The organism is Streptomyces sp. NPDC042002, assembly GCF_055588305.1.
Genome location: NZ_JBVJCT010000003.1, coordinates 423,053 through 442,695 on the forward strand (window position 1 = coordinate 423,053; position 19,643 = coordinate 442,695).

Genomic DNA, 19,643 nt, shown 5'->3' on the forward strand with positions numbered 1-19,643 from the left:
GAGCGTTTATTTGCAACACCGACGCTTAGCGCCGCCTGATACTGCGAAGACTGGCGCGCTGAATATGTGTTGGCCTGTGTGGCAAGACCACTCGCACCTCAGATTACTTTTGACGCGAAGGTTGTCTGGGGTGCGACTTGAATCCTTCAAACAACGGATGAACCTAGCGGCGATGTCAGGAAAAAGGTCTGCGAGTGATTCGCCTGGAGGTGCCATCGAGCGGGAGACGTTGTTGTTGTTGATTCCTTGTCGATGGCATGCGTGACAACCGGAACCACTGACAGTCCTATTGTGGATCGCCGTAGTCCATATGTGTCCGCACTTGCCGCATAGCCATTCCGCTATATCGAAGGAAGAAGGTGAGCATAGGCGTAGATCATAGTTGGGTCGTGTGAGATTCTTCCTGAATTCAGTGAGTAGTGCTGGACTCCTTTCAGCTGCGGACTCGAATCTCACCCGCCCTTTGACTGTCGACCAGTCATCTGCGGCCAGCCCAAGAGCGCTCGCAATTTGAGCCTTGCTGAGTGTTTTAAATTGGAGTCCGCGAGAGAGCATGATTGGGCGAAGAGCGGATGTCCAGATCCATGCGTCGATCCCGTCCTTAGTGCTATCGTCAACTACTACATATTCCCCTGGAATCTCAGGCAGGCCAAGGGCGCGAGCTCGAACGTAGTCCAAATCATGGAGAAGTGTGCTCTTCCTGGCATCCTTCTCCCTGTGGCCATCTGTTCTGTGCGTGTGAAACGGGTCGAGGTCTACGTAGAGCTGAATTGCCGGAACGAACAGATCTACTCTGGGATGGCGCCCCGATAGGCCGCGCACATGTTCGATGGCATAGTCGCATACCACGTCTGTCCCCGTTACTGCTGTGAGCAGTGACCGTACCTCAAGCTCAAAACGCGATCTTCCTGCTGAAGTGCACTTGGGGCAGCCGGAACCATAAGTTCGGGACAGGACGTTAGCTTCCCATTCGTGCCCGTAGTTGCATCTCCAGAGGCATCGGTCGTTGCTGCGGATACGCAATTTTTCGGGACCTGCTCCGGGCGTGGTTAGGTTCTCGATGAAGGATTGGCTGATCTGAGGGTAGCAATCCTTCAGGGACTCCCCTTCGTTGGGGGTTCTGCGGCGCGTGGCGATTCGGCGGTCATAGCATTTGCGGCATCCAGATCCGCTTCGATTCCTGTGGGAGTTAACGCGAGAGGCGACAGAAGCTAGCCAGATATGACCGCAAGTTGAGCACGACCATGTGCACTTATCCGCAGAGCCGGGCCTGAGCATGGTTAGATCGTGACCGGGGGTTGTTTCATTGCTGACGAACTCTGAGGCAGCTTCTCCAAGTGCATCGTGTGCGGTTTGAGAGATGCCCTTGGGTTGACGTCTCCAGCTTCCGCGTCTAACTGCGAAACAGGCGGGGCATCCAGTTTTTCCGGACACGCGATTATTCGGAACCGCTACCCATTCGTTGTTGCAGGAGCGGCAGCGCCAGCGACATTTGTAGTTGCTGTTCGGTTTGAGTTGCGAGACCGTGAGTTCATTGTCCAGATTGACGACAAATTCTTGTGCCAGTTCCGGGTGCAGGTCTGCTAGCGACTCGCCCTGACGGGCTATCCGGCGGGCGTTGATTGTTCGTAGGCGTCCGCACTTTGGGCAACCGCTGCCTGTCCCACCCGAGGTTCGCTTGTGCACGGAACAAGTCCACTCATGCGCGCACGTTGTGCAGCGCCATCTGCACTCTCGCTGATCGGAAGGTCGGAGGAGTCCACTCGTGACCTCGCCATGGCCGATGACCGCGATCAGTTCTTTCGCGATGCGTGGGTGAGTGAAGGTGAGCGCATCCTGTTGCGCTTCGGGTCCATCCTTGTTGCGCGACATATCCCCCCAAAGGATCGAAGCAGGCGCATCGTATGCCTCTTCGGAGCTGTGGGGTGCGCTTCGTTTGATCTCGCGTGGTGCAGGATCCGAGGTCGCGCCAGGGGAGGGGCGAGCCTCTAGTTGCCGGCAGGCCTGTGCGTCAGCTCGTGAGGGGGTGCCTTTGTGGTCGCAGGCAGAGGGTGCCAACGCTGTCGCGGCGGTGTATCGCGTGTATCGCAGATAGTGCGCGAACAATGAGAGAGAACGAGAAAGAGCGGGAGTCAGTGAGACTGACTCCCGCTCTCTCGTCTAGGCATCCGCCCAGCTCAGCGGGTGATTCTTGCTGGCTGTGTGGCGAGTGCCCCCGGCAGGATTCGAACCTGCGCACACGGCTCCGGAGGCCGTTGCTCTATCCCCTGAGCTACGGGGGCGTGTCGGGCGCTTTGTGTGCGGCGACGGGTAGAACCCTACCAGCTCTTTCAGGGGTGATCGCCACGTGTTTTGGTCCGGGTCGGGTGGTGTTGCGGGGAGTGGGGGAGTGCTGGGCGGTGGGGTGCGCCGCCTGGTCGAGTGGTGGGGTCCGCACGGGTTGGAAGTGGGGAAAACCCGGACGCGGCGGTGGGCGCGGACCTACTCTCGAGTTGTGCCAGGCGTGTCCGGTCGGGTGCTTGTTGTGGACGACAACAAGGTCATCCGGCAGCTGATCAGGGTCAACCTCGAGCTGGAGGGTCTCGAGGTCGTGACCGCGGCTGACGGTGTCGAGTGTCTGGACGTCGTCCATCACGTTCGGCCCGATGTCGTCACCCTCGACGTCGTGATGCCTCGGCTCGACGGACTGCGCACCGCCGCTCGACTGCGCGCCGATCCGCGGACCCGGAATCTTCCGCTCGCCATCGTCAGCGCCTGTACGCAGTACGAGGTCGAGAGCGGGCTCGACGTCGGTGTCGACGCCTTTCTCGCCAAGCCTTTCGAACCCTCCGAACTCGTGCGGCTGGTAAGGCAGTTGATGGAGCGGGGTGAGGTCGAGGTGGGCGGTGGCCTTGCGGGCGGCGCTGTCGAGGAGACCGAGCGTGCGGGGCGCACCGGTCACTGAGTTGTACTCGGTGGCATGGTTGGCGCAGCGCCCTGGTGGTGTGTTTGGCGCAGCGCCCCGGCCGCCGGAATCGTGCCCCCGGAGCAGCGCCCCGAGTCCACTCCCGGGGTGCGCCCCCGGGGCCCACGGACCCCGACCCCCGAGCCCGGCCATCGGAGCACCGCCCCCAGGTCCAGCGTCCGTCGCTGGTCACCGGGGTGTCGTCCCCCAAGTCCAGCGTCCGTCACAGGTCCCAGGGGGAGTACTGCCCCCAACCCCATCGACAGACCCCGGCCTCCCGGAGTACCGCCTCCCAGCCCCAGCTCCCCATCGCGTCCCCGTCCACATCCCGGACCATCCCCCAAACCGGCTCGCGTTCCCACCCCCCTCCTCCCCTAGGCTTGAGCCGTGACTCCCGTCGAGCTCTCCCGGACCGTGCTGCGCGCGGTGCGTCGTGCTGTCGATGTGGGGGAACTGGGTGTCCGCGTGCCCGCGGGTGCGGCGGTCACCCCGCCGGGGCCGGGTGGGTGCGGTGACTACGCGACGAACATCGCGTTGCGGCTGGCCGGTCCGGCCGGGCGGCCGGCCCGGGAGGTCGCCGAGATCCTGCGGCCGCACATCGCGGGTGCCCCCGGGGTCGCCGACGTGACCGTCACCGGGCCCGGGTTCCTCAACATCACCCTCGGGGGCGGAGCGTTCGCCGCCCTGGTGGGAGAGGTGCTGGAGAAGGGGGTGCGGTACGGGTACGGCGACTCCCTCGCCGGGCAGGTCGTCGAGCTGCGCGTGCCCCACGACACCCGGGCCGAAGTCGTCGCCGACACCCTCGTACGGATCGTCGCCACCCAGGGCGGACGTGCCGAGGTCAGCCACGCGGAGCCCGTGAACCTGCGGCCCGTGCCCGCGCCGGCGACCGAGGACCCCGCAGACCTCGGACCCGACGCCTCCCGCTGGGCGCTGCTGCATCCCGCGCCCCACGACCGGCCCCGGATCAGCGCCGACCACCTGCTCCAGCGCGAGAGCAACCCGCTCTTCCGTGTCCGTTACGCCCACGCCCGCACCCGGGCCCTGCGCCGCAACGCCGCCACCCTCGGCTACTCCGGTGCCCACGAGGACGTACGCCCTCCGAGCGGTGCAGGTGGCTCGCCCACGCCCGCCCATTCGGGGGAGGACTCGCCCACCCCCCGTGACGCCGGTGGTCCGACCGTCGACCACACCCGCCGTACGGACGTCCCCGCCCCTCCCCACCAAGACGAAGCCGATCTCCTCGCCGCCCTGGCCGAGTATCCGCACGCCCTGTGTGTCACCGCGCGGCATCGGGCGCCCGATCGGCTGGCGCGGCATCTCGTGGTGACCGCTGACGCTCTTCTCGGTTTTCAGCACGTCGTGCTGCCGCTCGGCGACGAGAAACCCTCGGCCGCCCACCGCGCCCGGCTCGCGCTCGCCGAAGCCGCCGGGACGGTGCTGGCCGGTGGCCTGTCCCTGCTCGGCATCAGCGCACCCGAACACCTCTGACCCAGCAGATGACACAGCAGAAAGCCCTACAGACATGAGCCGTTCCGCACATCCCGCCGGGCCCCGTCACGCCGACGTCTTCGCCGAGGGCCACTACAGCGCCCCGCCCGCCGACCTCAACACCCTCGACCCCAAGGTGTGGTCGCACACCATCAGCCGTACGGACGACGGAGTCGTGAGCGTCGGCGGGCTCGAAGTCACCGCGCTCGCCGAGGAGTTCGGCACGCCGGCGTACTTCCTCGACGAGGCCGACTTCCGGGAGCGGGCGCGTGCCTGGCGCACCGCGTTCGGGCACGACGCCGATGTCTTCTACGCGGGCAAGGCCTTCCTGTCGCGCGCCGTCGTGCGCTGGCTGTACGAGGAGGGGCTCAACCTGGACGTGTGTTCCGGGGGTGAGCTGACGACCGCCCTCTCCGCCGGAATGCCCGCCGACCGCATCGCCTTCCACGGCAACAACAAGTCCGGGAACGAGATCCGTACGGCTGTCGAGGCGGGGGTCGGGCGGATCGTGCTCGACTCCTTCCAGGAGATCGTGCGGGTCGCCCACATCGCCCAGTCCCTCGGCAAGCGGCAGCGGGTGCAGATCCGGGTGACGGTGGGCGTGGAGGCACACACGCACGAGTTCATCGCCACGGCGCACGAGGACCAGAAGTTCGGCATCGCGCTCGCCGACGGGCAGGCCGCCGAGGCCGTACGACGGGCACTGGGGCTCGACGCGCTCGAACTCGTCGGGATCCACTCGCACATCGGGTCGCAGATCTTCGACATGGCCGGCTTCGAGGTCGCCGCCCGGCGCGTGGTCGCGCTGCTGGCCGCCGTGCGGGACGAGCACGGGGTCGAGCTGCCCGAGATCGACCTCGGCGGCGGTCTCGGCATCGCGTACACCAGCGACGACGACCCCCGCGAGCCGCACGAGATCGCCAAGGCGCTGAGCGAGATCGTGACGCGTGAGTGCGAGGCCGCGAAGCTGCGCACGCCGCGGATCTCCGTGGAGCCCGGACGCGCCATCGTCGGGCCCACCGCGTTCACGCTGTACGAGGTCGGCACCATCAAGCCGCTCGACGGGCTGCGGACGTACGTCTCGGTGGACGGCGGGATGTCCGACAACATCAGGACCGCGCTGTACGACGCCGAGTACAGCGTCGCCCTCGTCTCGCGCGTCTCCGACGCGGAGCCGATGCTCGTGCGCGTCGTCGGCAAGCACTGCGAGAGCGGTGACATCGTCGTGAAGGACGCCTTCCTGCCCGCCGACCTGGCCCCGGGCGACCTCATCGCGGTCCCGGCCACCGGCGCGTACTGCCGGTCCATGGCCAGCAACTACAACCACGCGCTGCGCCCGCCGGTCGTCGCCGTGAAGGACGGCGCGGCGCGGGTGATCGTCCGCCGCGAGACCGAGGAGGACCTCCTGCGCCTCGATGTCGGGTGACGTCAGGTGACAGGGGGTGACGTCAGGTGATCGGATGTACGGGTGTGGACGGGTGGAAGATCTCCTGTCGTCACCTACCAGAAAAATGAAATGGACGTCTCACGATCCGGACGAAGGGTAGAAACTCCCGTCCGGTGAGTGAGACTGGTCCAACCGAAGACGGTATGAGGAAACGAGGTCGGATGATGCGTACGCGTCCGCTGAAGGTGGCGCTGCTGGGCTGCGGGGTTGTCGGCTCAGAGGTGGCGCGCATCATGACGACGCACGCCGACGACCTCGCGGCCAGGATCGGCGCCCCCGTCGAGCTCGCGGGCGTGGCCGTCCGCCGGCCCTCCCGGGTGCGCGAGGGCATCGACCCCGGCCTGGTCACCACCGACGCCACCGCCCTCGTCAAACGCGGGGACATCGACGTCGTCGTCGAGGTCATCGGCGGCATCGAGCCCGCCCGTACGCTGATCACGACCGCGTTCGAGCACGGCGCCTCCGTCGTCTCCGCGAACAAGGCGCTGCTCGCCCAGGACGGCGCCGCCCTGCACGCGGCGGCCGAGGAGCACGGCAGGGACCTCTACTACGAGGCCGCCGTCGCCGGCGCCATCCCGCTGATCCGGCCGCTGCGCGAGTCCCTCGCCGGCGACAAGATCAACCGGGTGATGGGGATCGTCAACGGGACCACCAACTTCATCCTCGACAAGATGGACTCCACGGGCGCGGGTTACCAGGAGGCCCTCGACGAGGCCACCGCGCTCGGGTACGCCGAGGCCGACCCCACCGCCGACGTCGAGGCGTTCGACGCCGCCGCCAAGGCCGCCATCCTCGCCGGGATCGCCTTCCACACCCGCGTGCGCCTCGACGACGTCTACCGCGAGGGCATGAGCGAGGTCACCGCCGCCGACTTCGCCTCGGCGAAGGAGATGGGCTGCACCATCAAGCTGCTCGCCCTGTGCGAGCGGGCGGCCGACGGGGGCTCGGTGACGGCGCGCGTCCATCCCGCGATGATTCCGCTGACCCACCCGCTCGCCTCCGTGCGCGGCGCGTACAACGCCGTGTTCGTCGAGTCGGACGCCGCCGGTCAGCTGATGTTCTACGGGCCGGGCGCCGGCGGCGCCCCGACCGCCTCCGCCGTCCTCGGCGACCTGGTCGCCGTCTGCCGCAACAAGCTCGGCGGTGCCACCGGCCCCGGTGCCTCCGCGTACACCCAGCTGCCCGTCTCGCCCATGGGCGAGGTCGTCACGCGGTACCACATCAGCCTCGACGTGGCCGACAAACCCGGTGTTCTCGCCCAGGTCGCCACCGTCTTCGCCGAGCACGGAGTGTCCATCGACACCGTGCGCCAGTCGGGCAAGGACGGCGAGGCCTCCCTCGTCGTCGTCACCCATCGTGCGTCCGACGCGTCCCTCGCCGGGACCGTCGAGGCGTTGCGCGGCCTCGACACCGTGCGGGGTGTCGCCAGCATCATGCGGGTTGAAGGAGAGTAACCAGCAATGACCCACCAGTGGCGCGGAATCATCGAGGAGTACCGGGACCGGCTTCCGGTGTCCGACAGCACGCCGGTCGTCTCGCTCCGCGAGGGCGGCACGCCGCTCGTACCCGCGCAGGTGCTCTCCGAGCGCACGGGCTGCGAGGTCCACCTCAAGGTGGAGGGCGCCAACCCGACCGGTTCCTTCAAGGACCGCGGTATGACCATGGCCATCACGCGGGCGAAGGAGGAGGGCGCGAAGGCCGTCATCTGCGCCTCCACCGGCAACACGTCGGCGAGCGCCGCCGCCTACGCCGTACGCGCCGGGATGGTCTGCGCCGTCCTCGTGCCGCAGGGCAAGATCGCGCTCGGCAAGATGGGGCAGGCCCTCATCCACGGCGCCAAGATCCTCCAGGTCGACGGCAACTTCGACGACTGTCTGACGCTGGCGCGCTCGCTGTCCGACAACTACCCGGTGGCGCTGGTCAATTCGGTGAACCCGGTGCGTATCGAGGGCCAGAAGACCGCCGCCTTCGAGATCGTGGACATGCTCGGCGACGCGCCCGACATCCATGTCCTTCCGGTGGGCAACGCGGGCAACATCACCGCGTACTGGAAGGGGTACACCGAGTACGCCGCCGACGGCATCGCCCGGCGCACCCCGCGCATGTGGGGGTTCCAGGCGTCCGGCTCCGCGCCGATCGTGCGCGGCGAGATCGTCAAGGACCCGTCGACGATCGCCACCGCGATCCGTATCGGCAACCCGGCCTCGTGGCAGTTCGCGCTGGCCGCGCGGGACGAGTCGGGCGGCCTCATCGACGAGGTGACGGACCGTGAGATCCTGCGCGCCTACCGGCTGTTGGCCGCGCAGGAGGGCGTCTTCGTGGAGCCCGCGTCCGCCGCGTCCGTCGCCGGTCTGCTGAAGGCCGCCGAGCAGGGCAAGGTCGACCCGGGCCAGCGCATCGTCTGCACGGTCACCGGAAACGGTCTCAAGGACCCCGACTGGGCCGTCGCGGGCGCTCCGCAGCCGGTCACCGTCCCGGTGGACGCGGCGACGGCGGCCGAGCGGCTCGGTCTGGCGTAGGCCGAAGCCTGCTCCGGCGTCAGCCCAGGCCCGGTCCGGCGTGAAGCTCCGGAGCGGAACCGGGCCCGGTCTGGCGTAAAGCCGCCAGGCGTGAACCCGCCAGGTGGGGCCGGGCCGGCCCCACCCGGCCCGGCGGAACCCGTCGAACAGGGCGGAACGCGCCGCGGGCGGGCGGGAAACCGTCAGAAAGCCGACGGAAACCGTCCGTTCGCGGGGGGGGGGCATCCCCATGGCGACCCGTCAGGGGGTGCACGAGGGGCTTACGACACGCATCGTGCGCCTCCTGTGCGCCCTATGTCGCCGCAGAACCTTCCTTCGATAGGCTGTACCGAACCCGCCCGCCGCATATGCCGCGGTGCCGCGCCCGTCTTTGCGGATTCCGGGTCCTGTGCCCGTCTGTCGCGGTTCATCTCGCAGTTCTTCGAAAATCTCGTACATCACGCAGCTCAAGGAGAGTCATCGAGCGATGGCCGGTCCAGCGTTCCGCGCCGCCGCCGTCCGGGTGCGCGTCCCCGCCACCAGCGCCAACCTCGGCCCGGGTTTCGACGCCTTCGGGCTGTCACTGGGGCTGTACGACGACGTGGTCGTCCGGGTGGCCGATTCCGGGCTGCACATCGACATCGCGGGTGAGGGCAGTGAGACGCTGCCGCGCGACGAGAACCATCTCCTCGTACGTTCCCTGCGCACCGCCTTCGACCTGCTGGGCGGGCAACCGCGCGGCCTCGAGATCGTGTGCGCCAACCGCATCCCGCACGGCAGGGGTCTCGGCTCCTCCTCGGCCGCCATCTGCGCCGGAATCGTCGCCGCCCGCGCGGTGACGATAGGCGGGGACAGCAGGCTCGACGACACCGCGCTCCTCGAGCTCGCGACCGAGATCGAGGGACACCCCGACAACGTCGCGGCCTGTCTGCTCGGCGGGTTCACGCTCTCCTGGATGGAGTCGGGCGCCGCGCGGGCGATCAGGATGGAGCCCGCCGATTCCATCGTTCCGGTGGTCTTCGTACCGGGAAAGCCCGTGCTCACCGAGACCGCGCGCGGTCTGCTGCCGCGCACCGTTCCGCATGTCGACGCCGCCGCCAACGCGGGTCGCGCCGCACTGCTCGTCGAGGCGCTGACCCGGCGCCCCGAGCTGCTGCTGCCCGCGACCGAGGACCGGCTGCACCAGGAGTACCGCGCCCCGGCGATGCCGGAGAGCGCCGCGCTCGTGGAGCGCCTGCGCGCCGACGGCATCCCCGCGGTGATCTCCGGCGCGGGACCCACGGTCCTCGCGCTGGCGGACCGCGCGTCGGCCGACAAGGTGGCCGATCTCGCAGGTCAGGGCTGGGCCGCCAACCGTCTGGACCTCGACGCCCAGGGGGCGTGCGTATTGCCGCTCGCACCTGTCGGGGTCAATTGACGACGCACGGTCGCCGGATTTGGAGAGGGGGAATGTTTGTTGGATCCGGTAGTGTTAACCTCAAGTCTGCACCCGACCCCACCATGGCGAGGTGCTTCGCGTCCCCGTCCGGGACACCCATTCTTCCGGGAGCCTCCCAAACTGCTATGTGCCTTGCATTGGGTGCTATGCGCTGAGCAGTGCTGAGCACGCTCCGGAACCGGCGTGACCGAGCCGATGACACCGAACCTCAGTGCCACGGCTCCGGAACCGTCATCATCAGCAATGTCTTCCGCCGCTTAGGCGGACCACCGCCCCGGCACGGTCCACACAGCAAGGACCAATGCCGGACAGCACAACCGGTCGCCGAGCCAGACAGGCCGACGTCCGCTCCAGGGAAGGACCCTTCGTGAGCGACACCACCGATCTGATGGGCGCACGTGTCGAGGAGACCGCTGCCGCGCCCGCCACGGACGCCTCCGCGCCTGCCACCGGTGCCGGCTCCAGGCGACGCCGCGGTACCGGCCTCGAAGGCATGGTGCTGGCCGAGCTGCAGCAGGTCGCATCCGGCCTCGGGATCAGGGGCACCGCGCGTATGCGCAAGAGCCAGCTGATCGAGGTCATCAAGGAGGCGCAGGCCGGAGGGGGTGCCCCGGCCAAGACGGCGTCCGACGACGCCGCCGCCGAGACCAAGCCGAAGCGCCGGACCACCTCGAAGGCCCGTACGGGTGACGAGGCCGCGGCGCCGGCCGAGGCCAAGGCCGAGAAGGTCGCCGCCGAGAAGGCCGTGGCCCAGCAGCAGATCGAGATCCCCGGCCAGCCGCTCAGCGACGACGCTCCGGCCGAGCGCCGCCGTCGCCGTGCCACCGCCGAGGCGGGCAGCCCCGAGACGGTTGCCGCCGAGGCGAAGAGCGAGCCGAAGGCCGAGACGCAGGGCGACGCCGAGGGCGCCGACGGACGTCGCGAGCGCCGTGACCGTCGCGACCGCGACCGGGGTGGCCGTGACCGCGACCGCCGTCCGGCCAAGGGCGACGAGCAGCAGGGCGGCCAGGGTGCCGGACAGCAGCGCCCGGACCGTCAGGAGCGCCAGGAGCGCCAGGACCGTCCGGACCGTCAGCAGCAGGGCGGCGGCCGTCAGGACCGCCAGCAGACGCGCGACAGCGGCCCCCGTGACAACGCTCCGCGTGACAACGCTCCGCGTGACAACGGCCCCCGTGACAACGGCCCGCAGGACGACGACGACTTCGAGGGCGGACGCCGCGGCCGGCGCGGCCGTTACCGGGACCGCCGTGGGCGTCGTGGACGCGACGAGATCGCCGAGCCGCAGGTCGCCGACGACGACGTGCTGATCCCCGTCGCGGGCATCCTCGACATCCTCGACAACTACGCGTTCATCCGTACGTCGGGCTACCTGCCGGGTCCCAACGACGTGTACGTCTCTCTCGCCCAGGTCCGCAAGAACGGTCTGCGCAAGGGTGACCACGTCACCGGCGCGGTCCGTCAGCCCAAGGACGGCGAGCGCCGCGAGAAGTTCAACGCGCTGGTGCGCCTGGACTCGACCAACGGCATGGCCCCCGACTCCGGGCGCGGGCGACCGGAGTTCAACAAGCTGACGCCGCTGTACCCGCAGGACCGGCTCCGCCTGGAGACCGACCCGGGCGTGCTGACGACCCGGATCATCGACCTCGTCGCGCCGATCGGCAAGGGCCAGCGCGGTCTGATCGTGGCTCCGCCGAAGACCGGCAAGACCATGATCATGCAGGCGATCGCCAACGCGATCACGCACAACAACCCCGAGTGCCACCTGATGGTCGTCCTGGTCGACGAGCGTCCGGAAGAGGTCACCGACATGCAGCGGTCGGTGAAGGGCGAGGTCATCTCCTCGACCTTCGACCGCCCGGCCGAGGACCACACCACGGTCGCCGAGCTCGCCATCGAGCGTGCCAAGCGTCTGGTGGAGCTGGGCCACGACGTCGTCGTACTGCTCGACTCGATCACGCGTCTGGGCCGTGCGTACAACCTCGCCGCCCCGGCCTCCGGCCGCATCCTGTCCGGTGGTGTCGACTCGACCGCGCTGTACCCGCCGAAGCGCTTCTTCGGTGCCGCGCGCAACATCGAGGACGGCGGCTCGCTGACCATCCTGGCCACCGCGCTCGTCGACACCGGCTCGCGCATGGACGAGGTCATCTTCGAGGAGTTCAAGGGCACCGGCAACGCCGAGCTCAAGCTCGACCGGAAGCTCGCCGACAAGCGCGTCTTCCCGGCGGTGGACGTCGACGCGTCCGGTACCCGTAAGGAAGAGCTCCTGCTCGGCAGCGACGAGCTCGCCATCACCTGGAAGCTGCGCCGCGTGCTCCACGCGCTGGACCAGCAGCAGGCGATCGAGCTGCTGCTCGACAAGATGAAGCAGACGAAGTCGAACGCCGAGTTCCTGCTCCAGATCCAGAAGACCACGCCGTCGCCGGGCAACAGCAACGACTAGGTCTCAGGGCAAGAACCACCAAGGGCCGCCCCCGTCACGCGAGTGACGAGGGCGGCCCTTTGCGCTGTTCGGTGCACGTGTACGATCGCGCCTTCGAACTTCTGCTGAAGCAGACCTGAACTCTTGACTCTGAGGGGGGACTTGAGTGGATACGTCCACTTCCGCAGGCGGTCGCCACAGACGCCGCATACGGATCGCCGTTCCGGTTGCCGCGGCCGGCCTCGCCGCCGCCGTCGCAGGCGCGTTGCTGGTGTCGTCGGCGAACGCGGCGCCCGGCTCGACGCTGCCCACGCCCACCGTGAACCTCGCCAACGCCACGCCGTCCCAGGCGGTGCTGGAGAAGCGCGTCGCGGGCGCCCTGGCCGGTGACGACACTGCGGGCCAGACCGCCCGTAAGGCCTCCCTGAGCGCCACCACGAGCCCGGCCCACGTCGACCCGAAGATCATCGGTGGCGCCACGACCACCATCAGCACGGCCCCGTGGATGGCCCAGCTCTGGTACTACGACGACAAGGGCACCACCAGCACAGCCGACGACCTCGGCTTCTTCTGCGGTGGCTCCGTCGTGTCGCCGACGAAGATCCTCACCGCCGCGCACTGCACCAAGGACGAGCACGGCAAGACGTACGACTGGAAGGCCAACGGCGTCGTCGTGACCGGCACCGCCCAGCTGCCGACCAGCGACTCCGCGGACAACGTCGACCTGCACGGTGGCACGGTGACCGGCGCCCTGCGCCAGTGGACCCACCCGTCCTACAGCCCCACCACCATCAACAACGACGTCGCGGTCATCACGCTGGCGAACCCCGTCACCGCCAAGCCGATCCGCATGACGACGTCCGGTGACACCGCGTCGTACGTGTCGGGCACCAAGGCGACGCTCTACGGCTGGGGCCGCACCAGTTCCGCCACGCAGGACATCTCCGAGACGCTGAAGACGGCCACGCTGCCGATCAACTCGGACAGCACGTGCAACACGGCCATGCGGTCGGTCCTCGGTGAGGACGACTTCGTCGAGGGCCACATGATCTGCGCGGGCACCGCGGCGACCGGCACGGACGCCGGCACCACCTCGGCCTGCAACGGTGACTCCGGCGGCCCGCTGATCGTCGGCAGCGGCACCAGCGCCCGCATCGTGGGTGTCGTCTCCTGGGGTGTCGAGGACTGCGTCGAGAAGGGCGCTTACGGCGTCTTCTCGAAGACCAGCGCCTATGTCGGCGCCATCTGGCCGCGCGTCGAGGACAGCAACCTGAACAACGACCACAAGGCCGACCTGTGGGTCCGCAACTCGTCCACCAGGACGGGCTACGAGAAGGACTCCAACGGCATCTCGTTCGCCGCGCGTCAGTCGTGGTCCAACTGGGACGGCGTCAACGTCGTGCTCCAGAGCGACCTCAACCGCGACGGCTACCAGGACTTCGTGGTCCGCGAGAGCGCCAGCGGCGACGTCACATGGATGCACTGGCTGCCCGCGACGGGCAAGTGGGCCAAGGACAAGATCTTCAGCGGCTGGGGCACCCGCGCCCGCATCCTCGCCCCCGGTGACCTCACGGGCGACGGCCTGCCCGACATCCTCTCCGTAGACTCCGCCGGAGCGATGTGGGAGTACCCGGGCAAGGGCGACGGCACCTTCTCGGCCCGCGTCGAGGTCGGCACCGGCTGGAACCAGTACAACTCGGTGCGCGCGCACGGCGACTTCACCGGCGACGGCAAGGCCGACCTGATCGCGCGCAGCAAGACGGGCTCGTACGTCTACCTGTACAAGGGCACCGGCAAGACCGGCAGCGGCGCCTTCTCCACCCGCGTCAAGGTGCGCACCTGGGCCGACTACAACGCCTTCGACGCCGTCGGTGACGTGACCGGCGACGGCAAGGCGGACTTCCTGGCCCGCACCCCCGGCGGCACGCTGTACCTGTACCCGGGTACCGGAAAGGCCACCAGCGAGATCTTTGCCACAAGGATCTCGGTCGGTACCGATTTCAAGCAGTACGACATCTTCGGCTGACCCCGCAGGTGAGCGGGTTTCCCCCGCTCCGGCCGAACACGCAGTGTGCCCACCGCGTGACGCGGTGGGCACACTGCGTTGTGCAACCCTTTCCCGGGTTTCCCCGTCTGACCGTACGGAGTGACCATGGAGCGGTACGCCTCGTCACGACCGGATGGGCCTGGCCCTGAAAGCAGGGGGTAACCGACCGCAAAGGGATTGAGGAGCACATGCCTGCCGAGAGCACGCCGGAACCCGGCATACCGGGGGACCCCGCCAACAGCGCCCCGCGCCGCCCGAAGGGCCGCCGCCGCAAGACCCGCAGCACGCGGAGCAAGGCCCTGATCGTCACGGCCTGGACCGCGGCGGGGATCGTGGTGCTCGGCGGCACCGGAGCCGGCTACCTGTATTTCAAGCTCAACGGCAACCTCAAGAGCGTCGACATCAACCAGGCACTCGGCAGCGACCGGCCCACGAAGGTCGACAACGGCTCCGAGAACATCCTGGTCCTCGGCTCCGACACCCGGTCCGGCACCAACAAGAAGCTGGGCGGCGGCGCCGACGACGGCAGCGCCCGCTCCGACACCGCGATGATCGTCCACGTGTACAAGGGCCACAAGAAGGCCAGCGTGGTCTCCATCCCCCGCGACACCCTCGTCGAGCGGCCCTCCTGCGTCGACTCCCGGGGCACCACGCACGGCGCGGTCTCCGGCGCGATGTTCAACTCCGCCTACTCCACCGGCGGCGCCGCCTGCGCGGTGAAGACCGTCGAGCACATGTCCGGCATCCGCATGGACCACTACATCGAGATCGACTTCAGCGGCTTCCAGAAGCTGATCGACGACCTCGGCGGCGTCACGGTCACCACGACCAAGCCCATCTCGGACCACGAGAGCCATCTGCACCTGACGGCCGGGTCGCACGACCTCAACGGCAAGCAGGCGCTCGGCCTGGTCCGCACCCGGCACGGCGTCGGCGACGGCTCCGACCTCGGCCGCATCCAGCTCCAGCAGGCGTTCATGAAGGCGCTCGTCGACCAGGTCAAGCACATCGGGGTCCTGTCCAGCCCCAAAAAGCTGTTCGACCTCGCCGACACCGCGACCAAGACGGTGACCACCGACACCGACATCGGCAGTGTCACCCGCCTCGCCTCCTTCGCGGGCGGCCTCAAGGGCATCGGCTCGTCCCACATGACCATGGTGACGATGCCCGTCCAGTACGACCGCGCCGACGCCAACCGCGTCCTGGTCGACAAGGCCAAGGCCGAGCTGGTCTGGAAGGCGCTGAAGGCCGACCGGCCGATCCCGAAGGCGGCCACCGAGGGAACCGCCACCGGCCAGGCGAAGGGCGTCGTCAGCCCCGGCTGACCTGCGCGCGTACCCCCGGGTACCCCGCCCGCGTACCCCCGGGGAATAGATCGTCGCGTCCCCCCGTTTTGGGGGATACGGCCAGTGCTGGCAGACTGGTACGTCGGCCCCGGTTCACGCATCCGCATCCAGCGGCGGCGACCCGGTGCCCTCCCGAAACTAGGAGACACCTTGAAGCGCGACATCCACCCCGAGTACGTCGACACGCAGGTCAGCTGTACCTGTGGCGCGTCGTTCACCACCCGCAGCACGATCTCCAGCGGCGCCATCCGCGCCGAGGTCTGCTCCGAGTGCCACCCGTTCTACACGGGCAAGCAGAAGATCCTCGACACCGGTGGCCGTGTGGCCCGCTTCGAGGCCCGCTTCGGCAAGGCTGCCGCTGCCAACAAGTAGCGAGCCCACAGCGCCGGTCATCGGAGTCCCCCGCACGGGGACGCCGGGACCGGCGCTTTGCGGTCCAGCCCCCTCCCCGGGCTCTCGACCCGTTCGAGCAGGGGAACCCCACGCCGTACCTACGTCCCCGAGCCCGTCATGGAGCTGGGGACAGTCCATTGGAGCCGGAGATGTTCGAGGCGGTCGAGGAACTGATCGGCGAGCACGCCGATCTGGAGAAGAAGCTCGCTGACCCGTCGGTCCACGCCGACCAGGCCAACGCGCGCAAGCTCAACAAGCGCTACGCCGAGCTGACCCCGATCGTCGCGACGTACCGCTCCTGGAAGCAGACCGGGGACGACATCGGCACGGCGAAGGAGTTCGCCGCCGACGACCCCGACTTCGCCGCCGAGGTCAAGGACCTGGAGAAGCAGCGCGACGAGCTCACCGAGAAGCTCCGCCTGCTGCTGGTCCCGCGCGACCCGAGCGACGACAAGGACGTCATCCTGGAGATCAAGGCGGGCGCCGGAGGCGACGAGTCCGCCCTGTTCGCCGGTGACCTGCTGCGCATGTACCTGCGCTACGCCGAGCGCGTCGGCTGGAAGACCGAGCTCATCGACGCCACCGAGTCCGAGCTCGGCGGCTACAAGGACGTCCAGGTCGCCGTGAAGACCAAGGGCGGCCAGGGTGCCACCGAGCCCGGCCAGGGCGTCTGGGCCCGGCTGAAGTACGAGGGCGGCGTGCACCGGGTGCAGCGCGTTCCCTCGACCGAGTCGCAGGGCCGTATCCACACCTCCGCCGCCGGTGTGCTCGTCACGCCCGAGGCCGAGGAGGTCGACGTCGAGATCCACGCGAACGATCTCCGTATCGACGTCTACCGCTCCTCGGGCCCCGGCGGCCAGTCCGTCAACACGACCGACTCCGCGGTGCGCATCACGCACATTCCCACCGGAGTCGTCGCTTCCTGCCAGAACGAGAAGAGCCAGCTGCAGAACAAGGAGCAGGCGATGCGTATCCTGCGCTCCAGGCTCCTCGCGGCGGCGCAGGAGGAAGCGGAACGGGAGGCCGCCGACGCGCGCCGCAGCCAGGTCCGCACGGTCGACCGCTCCGAGAAGATCCGTACGTACAACTTCCCGGAGAATCGCATCTCGGACCACCGCGTCGGCTTCAAGGCGTACAACTTGGACCAGGTCCTCGACGGCGACCTCGACGCGATGATCCAGGCCTGCGTCGACGCGGACTCGGCCGCCAAGCTCGCCGCCGCATAACAGCAAACGACAACAGCCCAGCCCCGGAGGACCAGCGTGCAGCAACATTTTGGGGGTCGACCCCCGAACCCCCGCAGCGTGCTGCTCGCGGAAGTGGCCCAGGCCACCCAGCGGCTGGCCGACGCCGGCGTGCCCTCGCCGCGCAACGACGCGGAGGAGCTCGCCGCCTTCGTGCACGGCGTGAAGCGGGGCGAGCTGCACAGCGTCAAGGACGCGGACTTCGACGCCCGCTACTGGGAGGTGACCGCGCGCCGCGAGGCCCGCGAGCCGCTCCAGCACATCACCGGGCGCGCCTACTTCCGCTACCTCGAACTCCAGGTGGGGCCGGGCGTGTTCGTCCCCCGCCCGGAGACCGAGTCGGTCGTCGGCTGGGCCATAGACGCCGTCCGCGCGATGGATGTCGTCGAGCCGCTGATCGTCGACCTGTGCACCGGCTCGGGCGCCATCGCGCTCGCCCTCGCCCAGGAGGTCCCGCGCTCCCGTGTGCACGCCGTGGAGCTGTCCGAGGACGCCCTCCGGTGGACGCGCAAGAACGTCGAGGGGTCCAGGGTCGACCTGCGCCAGGGGGACGCCCTCGCGGCCTTCCCCGACCTCGACGGCCAGGTGGACCTGGTGATCTCCAACCCTCCGTACATCCCGCTCACCGAATGGGAGTACGTGCAGCCGGAGGCCCGGGACTACGACCCCGAACTCGCCCTCTTCTCGGGCGAGGACGGACTCGACCTCATCCGCGGCATCGAGCGCACCGCGCACCGGCTGCTGCGCCCCGGCGGCGTCGTCGTCATCGAGCACGCCGACACCCAGGGCGGACAGGTGCCCTGGATCTTCACCGAGGAGCGGGGCTGGGCCGACGCGGCCGACCACCCGGACCTCAACAACCGGCCGAGGTTCGCGACCGCCCGCAAGGCGATGCCGTGAGCACGGCCCACGGGGTCCGGGCGCGCGGCGCCGTCCCGCGCACCCGCACCGCCTTCCCCCGCACCGCGTTTCCCCGCACCGCGTTTCTTCGCACCCCAAGCCAGCAGTACGTGTATGAGGAGGCCCGCTAAATGGCACGGCGATACGACACCAACGACGCGACCGACCGCACCACAGGTCTGCGTGAGGCAGCGTCCGCCGTCCGCCGTGGCGAACTGGTGGTCCTCCCGACGGACACCGTCTACGGCATCGGTGCCGACGCGTTCACCTCGGAGGCCGTCGCCGACCTGCTGGACGCCAAGGGCCGGGGCCGCAACATGCCCACCCCCGTCCTCATCGGCTCCCCGAACACCCTGCACGGCCTCGTCACGGACTTCTCCGAGATGGCCTGGGAGCTCGTCGACGCGTTCTGGCCGGGCGCCCTGACGCTCGTCGCCAAGCACCAGCCGTCCCTCCAGTGGGACCTGGGGGACACCCGGGGCACGGTGGCGATCCGTATGCCGCTGCACCCCGTCGCCATCGAGCTCCTCACCGAGGTCGGCCCGATGGCCGTCTCCTCCGCCAACCTCACGGGCCACCCGGCGCCGGAGGACTGCGACGCGGCGCAGAACATGCTCGGCGACTCCGTCTCGGTCTACCTGGACGGCGGCCCGACCCCGGGCAACGTGCCCTCCTCCATCGTCGACGTGACCGGCAAGGTGCCCGTGCTGCTGCGCGCGGGCGCACTGTCGGCGGAGGAGCTCCGGAAGGTCGTACCCGACCTCGAGGTGGCGAATTGACAGCCCCTGACGCGGGGCGTGGATGGATAAGCACGGGGATCACGGGGACCGGTGGGTCCCCCCGGGGGTCCTTCCGCATCCTCCACGTCAGCACCGGCAACGTGTGCCGCTCGCCGATCACCGAGCGGCTGACCCGGCATGCCCTGGCGGACCGGCTCGGCGACCCCCTGTGGGGCGGCCTCGTCGTGGAGAGCGCCGGCACCTGGGGCCACGAGGGCGCGCCCATGGAGGCCAACGCCGCGACCGTCCTCACCGACTTCGGCGCGGACCCCTCCGGCTTCGTCGGGCGCGAGCTCCTCGACGACCACGTCATCCGGGCCGACCTCGTCCTGACGGCCACCCGCGACCACCGCGCCCAGGTCATCTCCATGGGCCACTCGGCCGGCCTGCGCACCTTCACCCTGAAGGAGTTCACCCGGCTGGTCCGCGCCATAGACACGGCGACCCTGCCGCCCCTCCAGGACGGCGTGATCGACCGCGCCGTCGCCCTGGTGCGGGCCGCCGCGGCCCTGCGCGGCTGGCTGCTGGCCCCGACCGCCGAGGCCGACGAGGTCTACGACCCCTACGGGGCACCGCTGCCGTTCTTCCGGTCCATCGGGGACGAGATCAACGAGGCCCTGGATCCGGTCGTCACCGCTCTGACGGGGGTACCCGCACGGACGTGACACCGGGCGTCCCACCGGTCCCGGTTCTACAT

15 protein-coding genes and 1 tRNA gene are annotated in these 19,643 nt (G+C 69.0%); 14 read left to right on the top strand and 2 right to left on the bottom strand.

Annotated elements, in window-relative coordinates; all coding sequences use genetic code 11:
• Positions 1-6 precede the first annotated feature (6 nt).
• On the bottom strand, positions 7-1,872 hold the full coding sequence (locus ACZ6KY_RS07250) for a zinc-ribbon domain-containing protein (protein ID WP_469309316.1): 1,866 nt from the start codon (positions 1,870-1,872) through the stop codon (positions 7-9).
• Between the two features lie 338 nt (positions 1,873-2,210).
• Positions 2,211-2,282 (bottom strand) — tRNA-Arg (locus tag ACZ6KY_RS07255).
• Positions 2,283-2,446: 164 nt separating this feature from the next.
• On the opposite strand from ACZ6KY_RS07255, the gene ACZ6KY_RS07260 reads away from it, so the two are divergent.
• The 14 genes from ACZ6KY_RS07260 (at position 2,447) to ACZ6KY_RS07325 (ending at position 19,611) form a co-directional block, all read left to right on the top strand.
• Entirely contained in the window at positions 2,447-2,944 is a 498-nt protein-coding gene (locus ACZ6KY_RS07260) for a response regulator (protein ID WP_469309404.1), read from the top strand.
• A 387-nt stretch (positions 2,945-3,331) separates the two neighbouring features.
• Positions 3,332-4,435 carry an ArgS-related anticodon-binding protein NrtL gene (nrtL, locus tag ACZ6KY_RS07265; RefSeq protein ID WP_469309317.1) on the top strand — a complete coding sequence of 368 codons (1,104 nt, stop codon included), beginning with the start codon at positions 3,332-3,334 and terminating at the stop codon, positions 4,433-4,435.
• A gap of 34 nt (positions 4,436-4,469) precedes the next feature.
• Positions 4,470-5,861: a diaminopimelate decarboxylase gene (lysA, locus tag ACZ6KY_RS07270; protein ID WP_469309318.1), complete on the top strand. Its 1,392-nt coding sequence runs from the start codon at positions 4,470-4,472 to the stop codon at positions 5,859-5,861.
• A gap of 182 nt (positions 5,862-6,043) precedes the next feature.
• Positions 6,044-7,336 (top strand): homoserine dehydrogenase, encoded by a 1,293-nt coding sequence (locus tag ACZ6KY_RS07275; protein ID WP_469309319.1) that lies wholly within the window; start codon positions 6,044-6,046, stop codon positions 7,334-7,336.
• A gap of 6 nt (positions 7,337-7,342) precedes the next feature.
• A complete protein-coding gene (gene thrC, locus ACZ6KY_RS07280) occupies positions 7,343-8,401 on the top strand; it encodes a threonine synthase (protein ID WP_469309320.1) in 1,059 nt (352 codons plus the stop codon).
• Positions 8,402-8,867: 466 nt separating this feature from the next.
• Positions 8,868-9,797, top strand: coding sequence for a homoserine kinase (thrB, locus tag ACZ6KY_RS07285; protein ID WP_469309321.1), 930 nt, complete (start codon positions 8,868-8,870; stop codon positions 9,795-9,797).
• A 388-nt stretch (positions 9,798-10,185) separates the two neighbouring features.
• The gene (gene rho / locus ACZ6KY_RS07290) at positions 10,186-12,258 is read left to right on the top strand and encodes a transcription termination factor Rho (protein WP_469309322.1); all 2,073 of its coding nucleotides are present in this window, start codon (positions 10,186-10,188) and stop codon (positions 12,256-12,258) included.
• Positions 12,259-12,403: 145 nt separating this feature from the next.
• Complete coding sequence (locus ACZ6KY_RS07295; RefSeq protein ID WP_469309323.1) at positions 12,404-14,263, top strand: trypsin-like serine protease; 1,860 nt, start codon at positions 12,404-12,406, stop codon at positions 14,261-14,263.
• Between the two features lie 209 nt (positions 14,264-14,472).
• A complete protein-coding gene (locus tag ACZ6KY_RS07300) occupies positions 14,473-15,609 on the top strand; it encodes an LCP family protein (RefSeq protein WP_469309324.1) in 1,137 nt (378 codons plus the stop codon).
• Positions 15,610-15,780: 171 nt separating this feature from the next.
• A complete protein-coding gene (rpmE, locus tag ACZ6KY_RS07305; protein ID WP_469309325.1) occupies positions 15,781-16,002 on the top strand; it encodes a 50S ribosomal protein L31 in 222 nt (73 codons plus the stop codon).
• A 170-nt stretch (positions 16,003-16,172) separates the two neighbouring features.
• A complete protein-coding gene (prfA, locus tag ACZ6KY_RS07310; RefSeq protein WP_469309326.1) occupies positions 16,173-17,249 on the top strand; it encodes a peptide chain release factor 1 in 1,077 nt (358 codons plus the stop codon).
• 78 nt (positions 17,250-17,327) lie between these two features.
• The gene (gene prmC / locus ACZ6KY_RS07315; protein WP_469309327.1) at positions 17,328-18,167 is read left to right on the top strand and encodes a peptide chain release factor N(5)-glutamine methyltransferase; all 840 of its coding nucleotides are present in this window, start codon (positions 17,328-17,330) and stop codon (positions 18,165-18,167) included.
• A 131-nt stretch (positions 18,168-18,298) separates the two neighbouring features.
• The gene (locus ACZ6KY_RS07320; protein WP_261707162.1) at positions 18,299-18,946 is read left to right on the top strand and encodes an L-threonylcarbamoyladenylate synthase; all 648 of its coding nucleotides are present in this window, start codon (positions 18,299-18,301) and stop codon (positions 18,944-18,946) included.
• Entirely contained in the window at positions 18,943-19,611 is a 669-nt protein-coding gene (locus ACZ6KY_RS07325; protein WP_469309328.1) for an arsenate reductase/protein-tyrosine-phosphatase family protein, read from the top strand. Before ACZ6KY_RS07320 ends, ACZ6KY_RS07325 begins: the two co-directional genes overlap by 4 nt.
• Positions 19,612-19,643 lie beyond the last annotated feature (32 nt).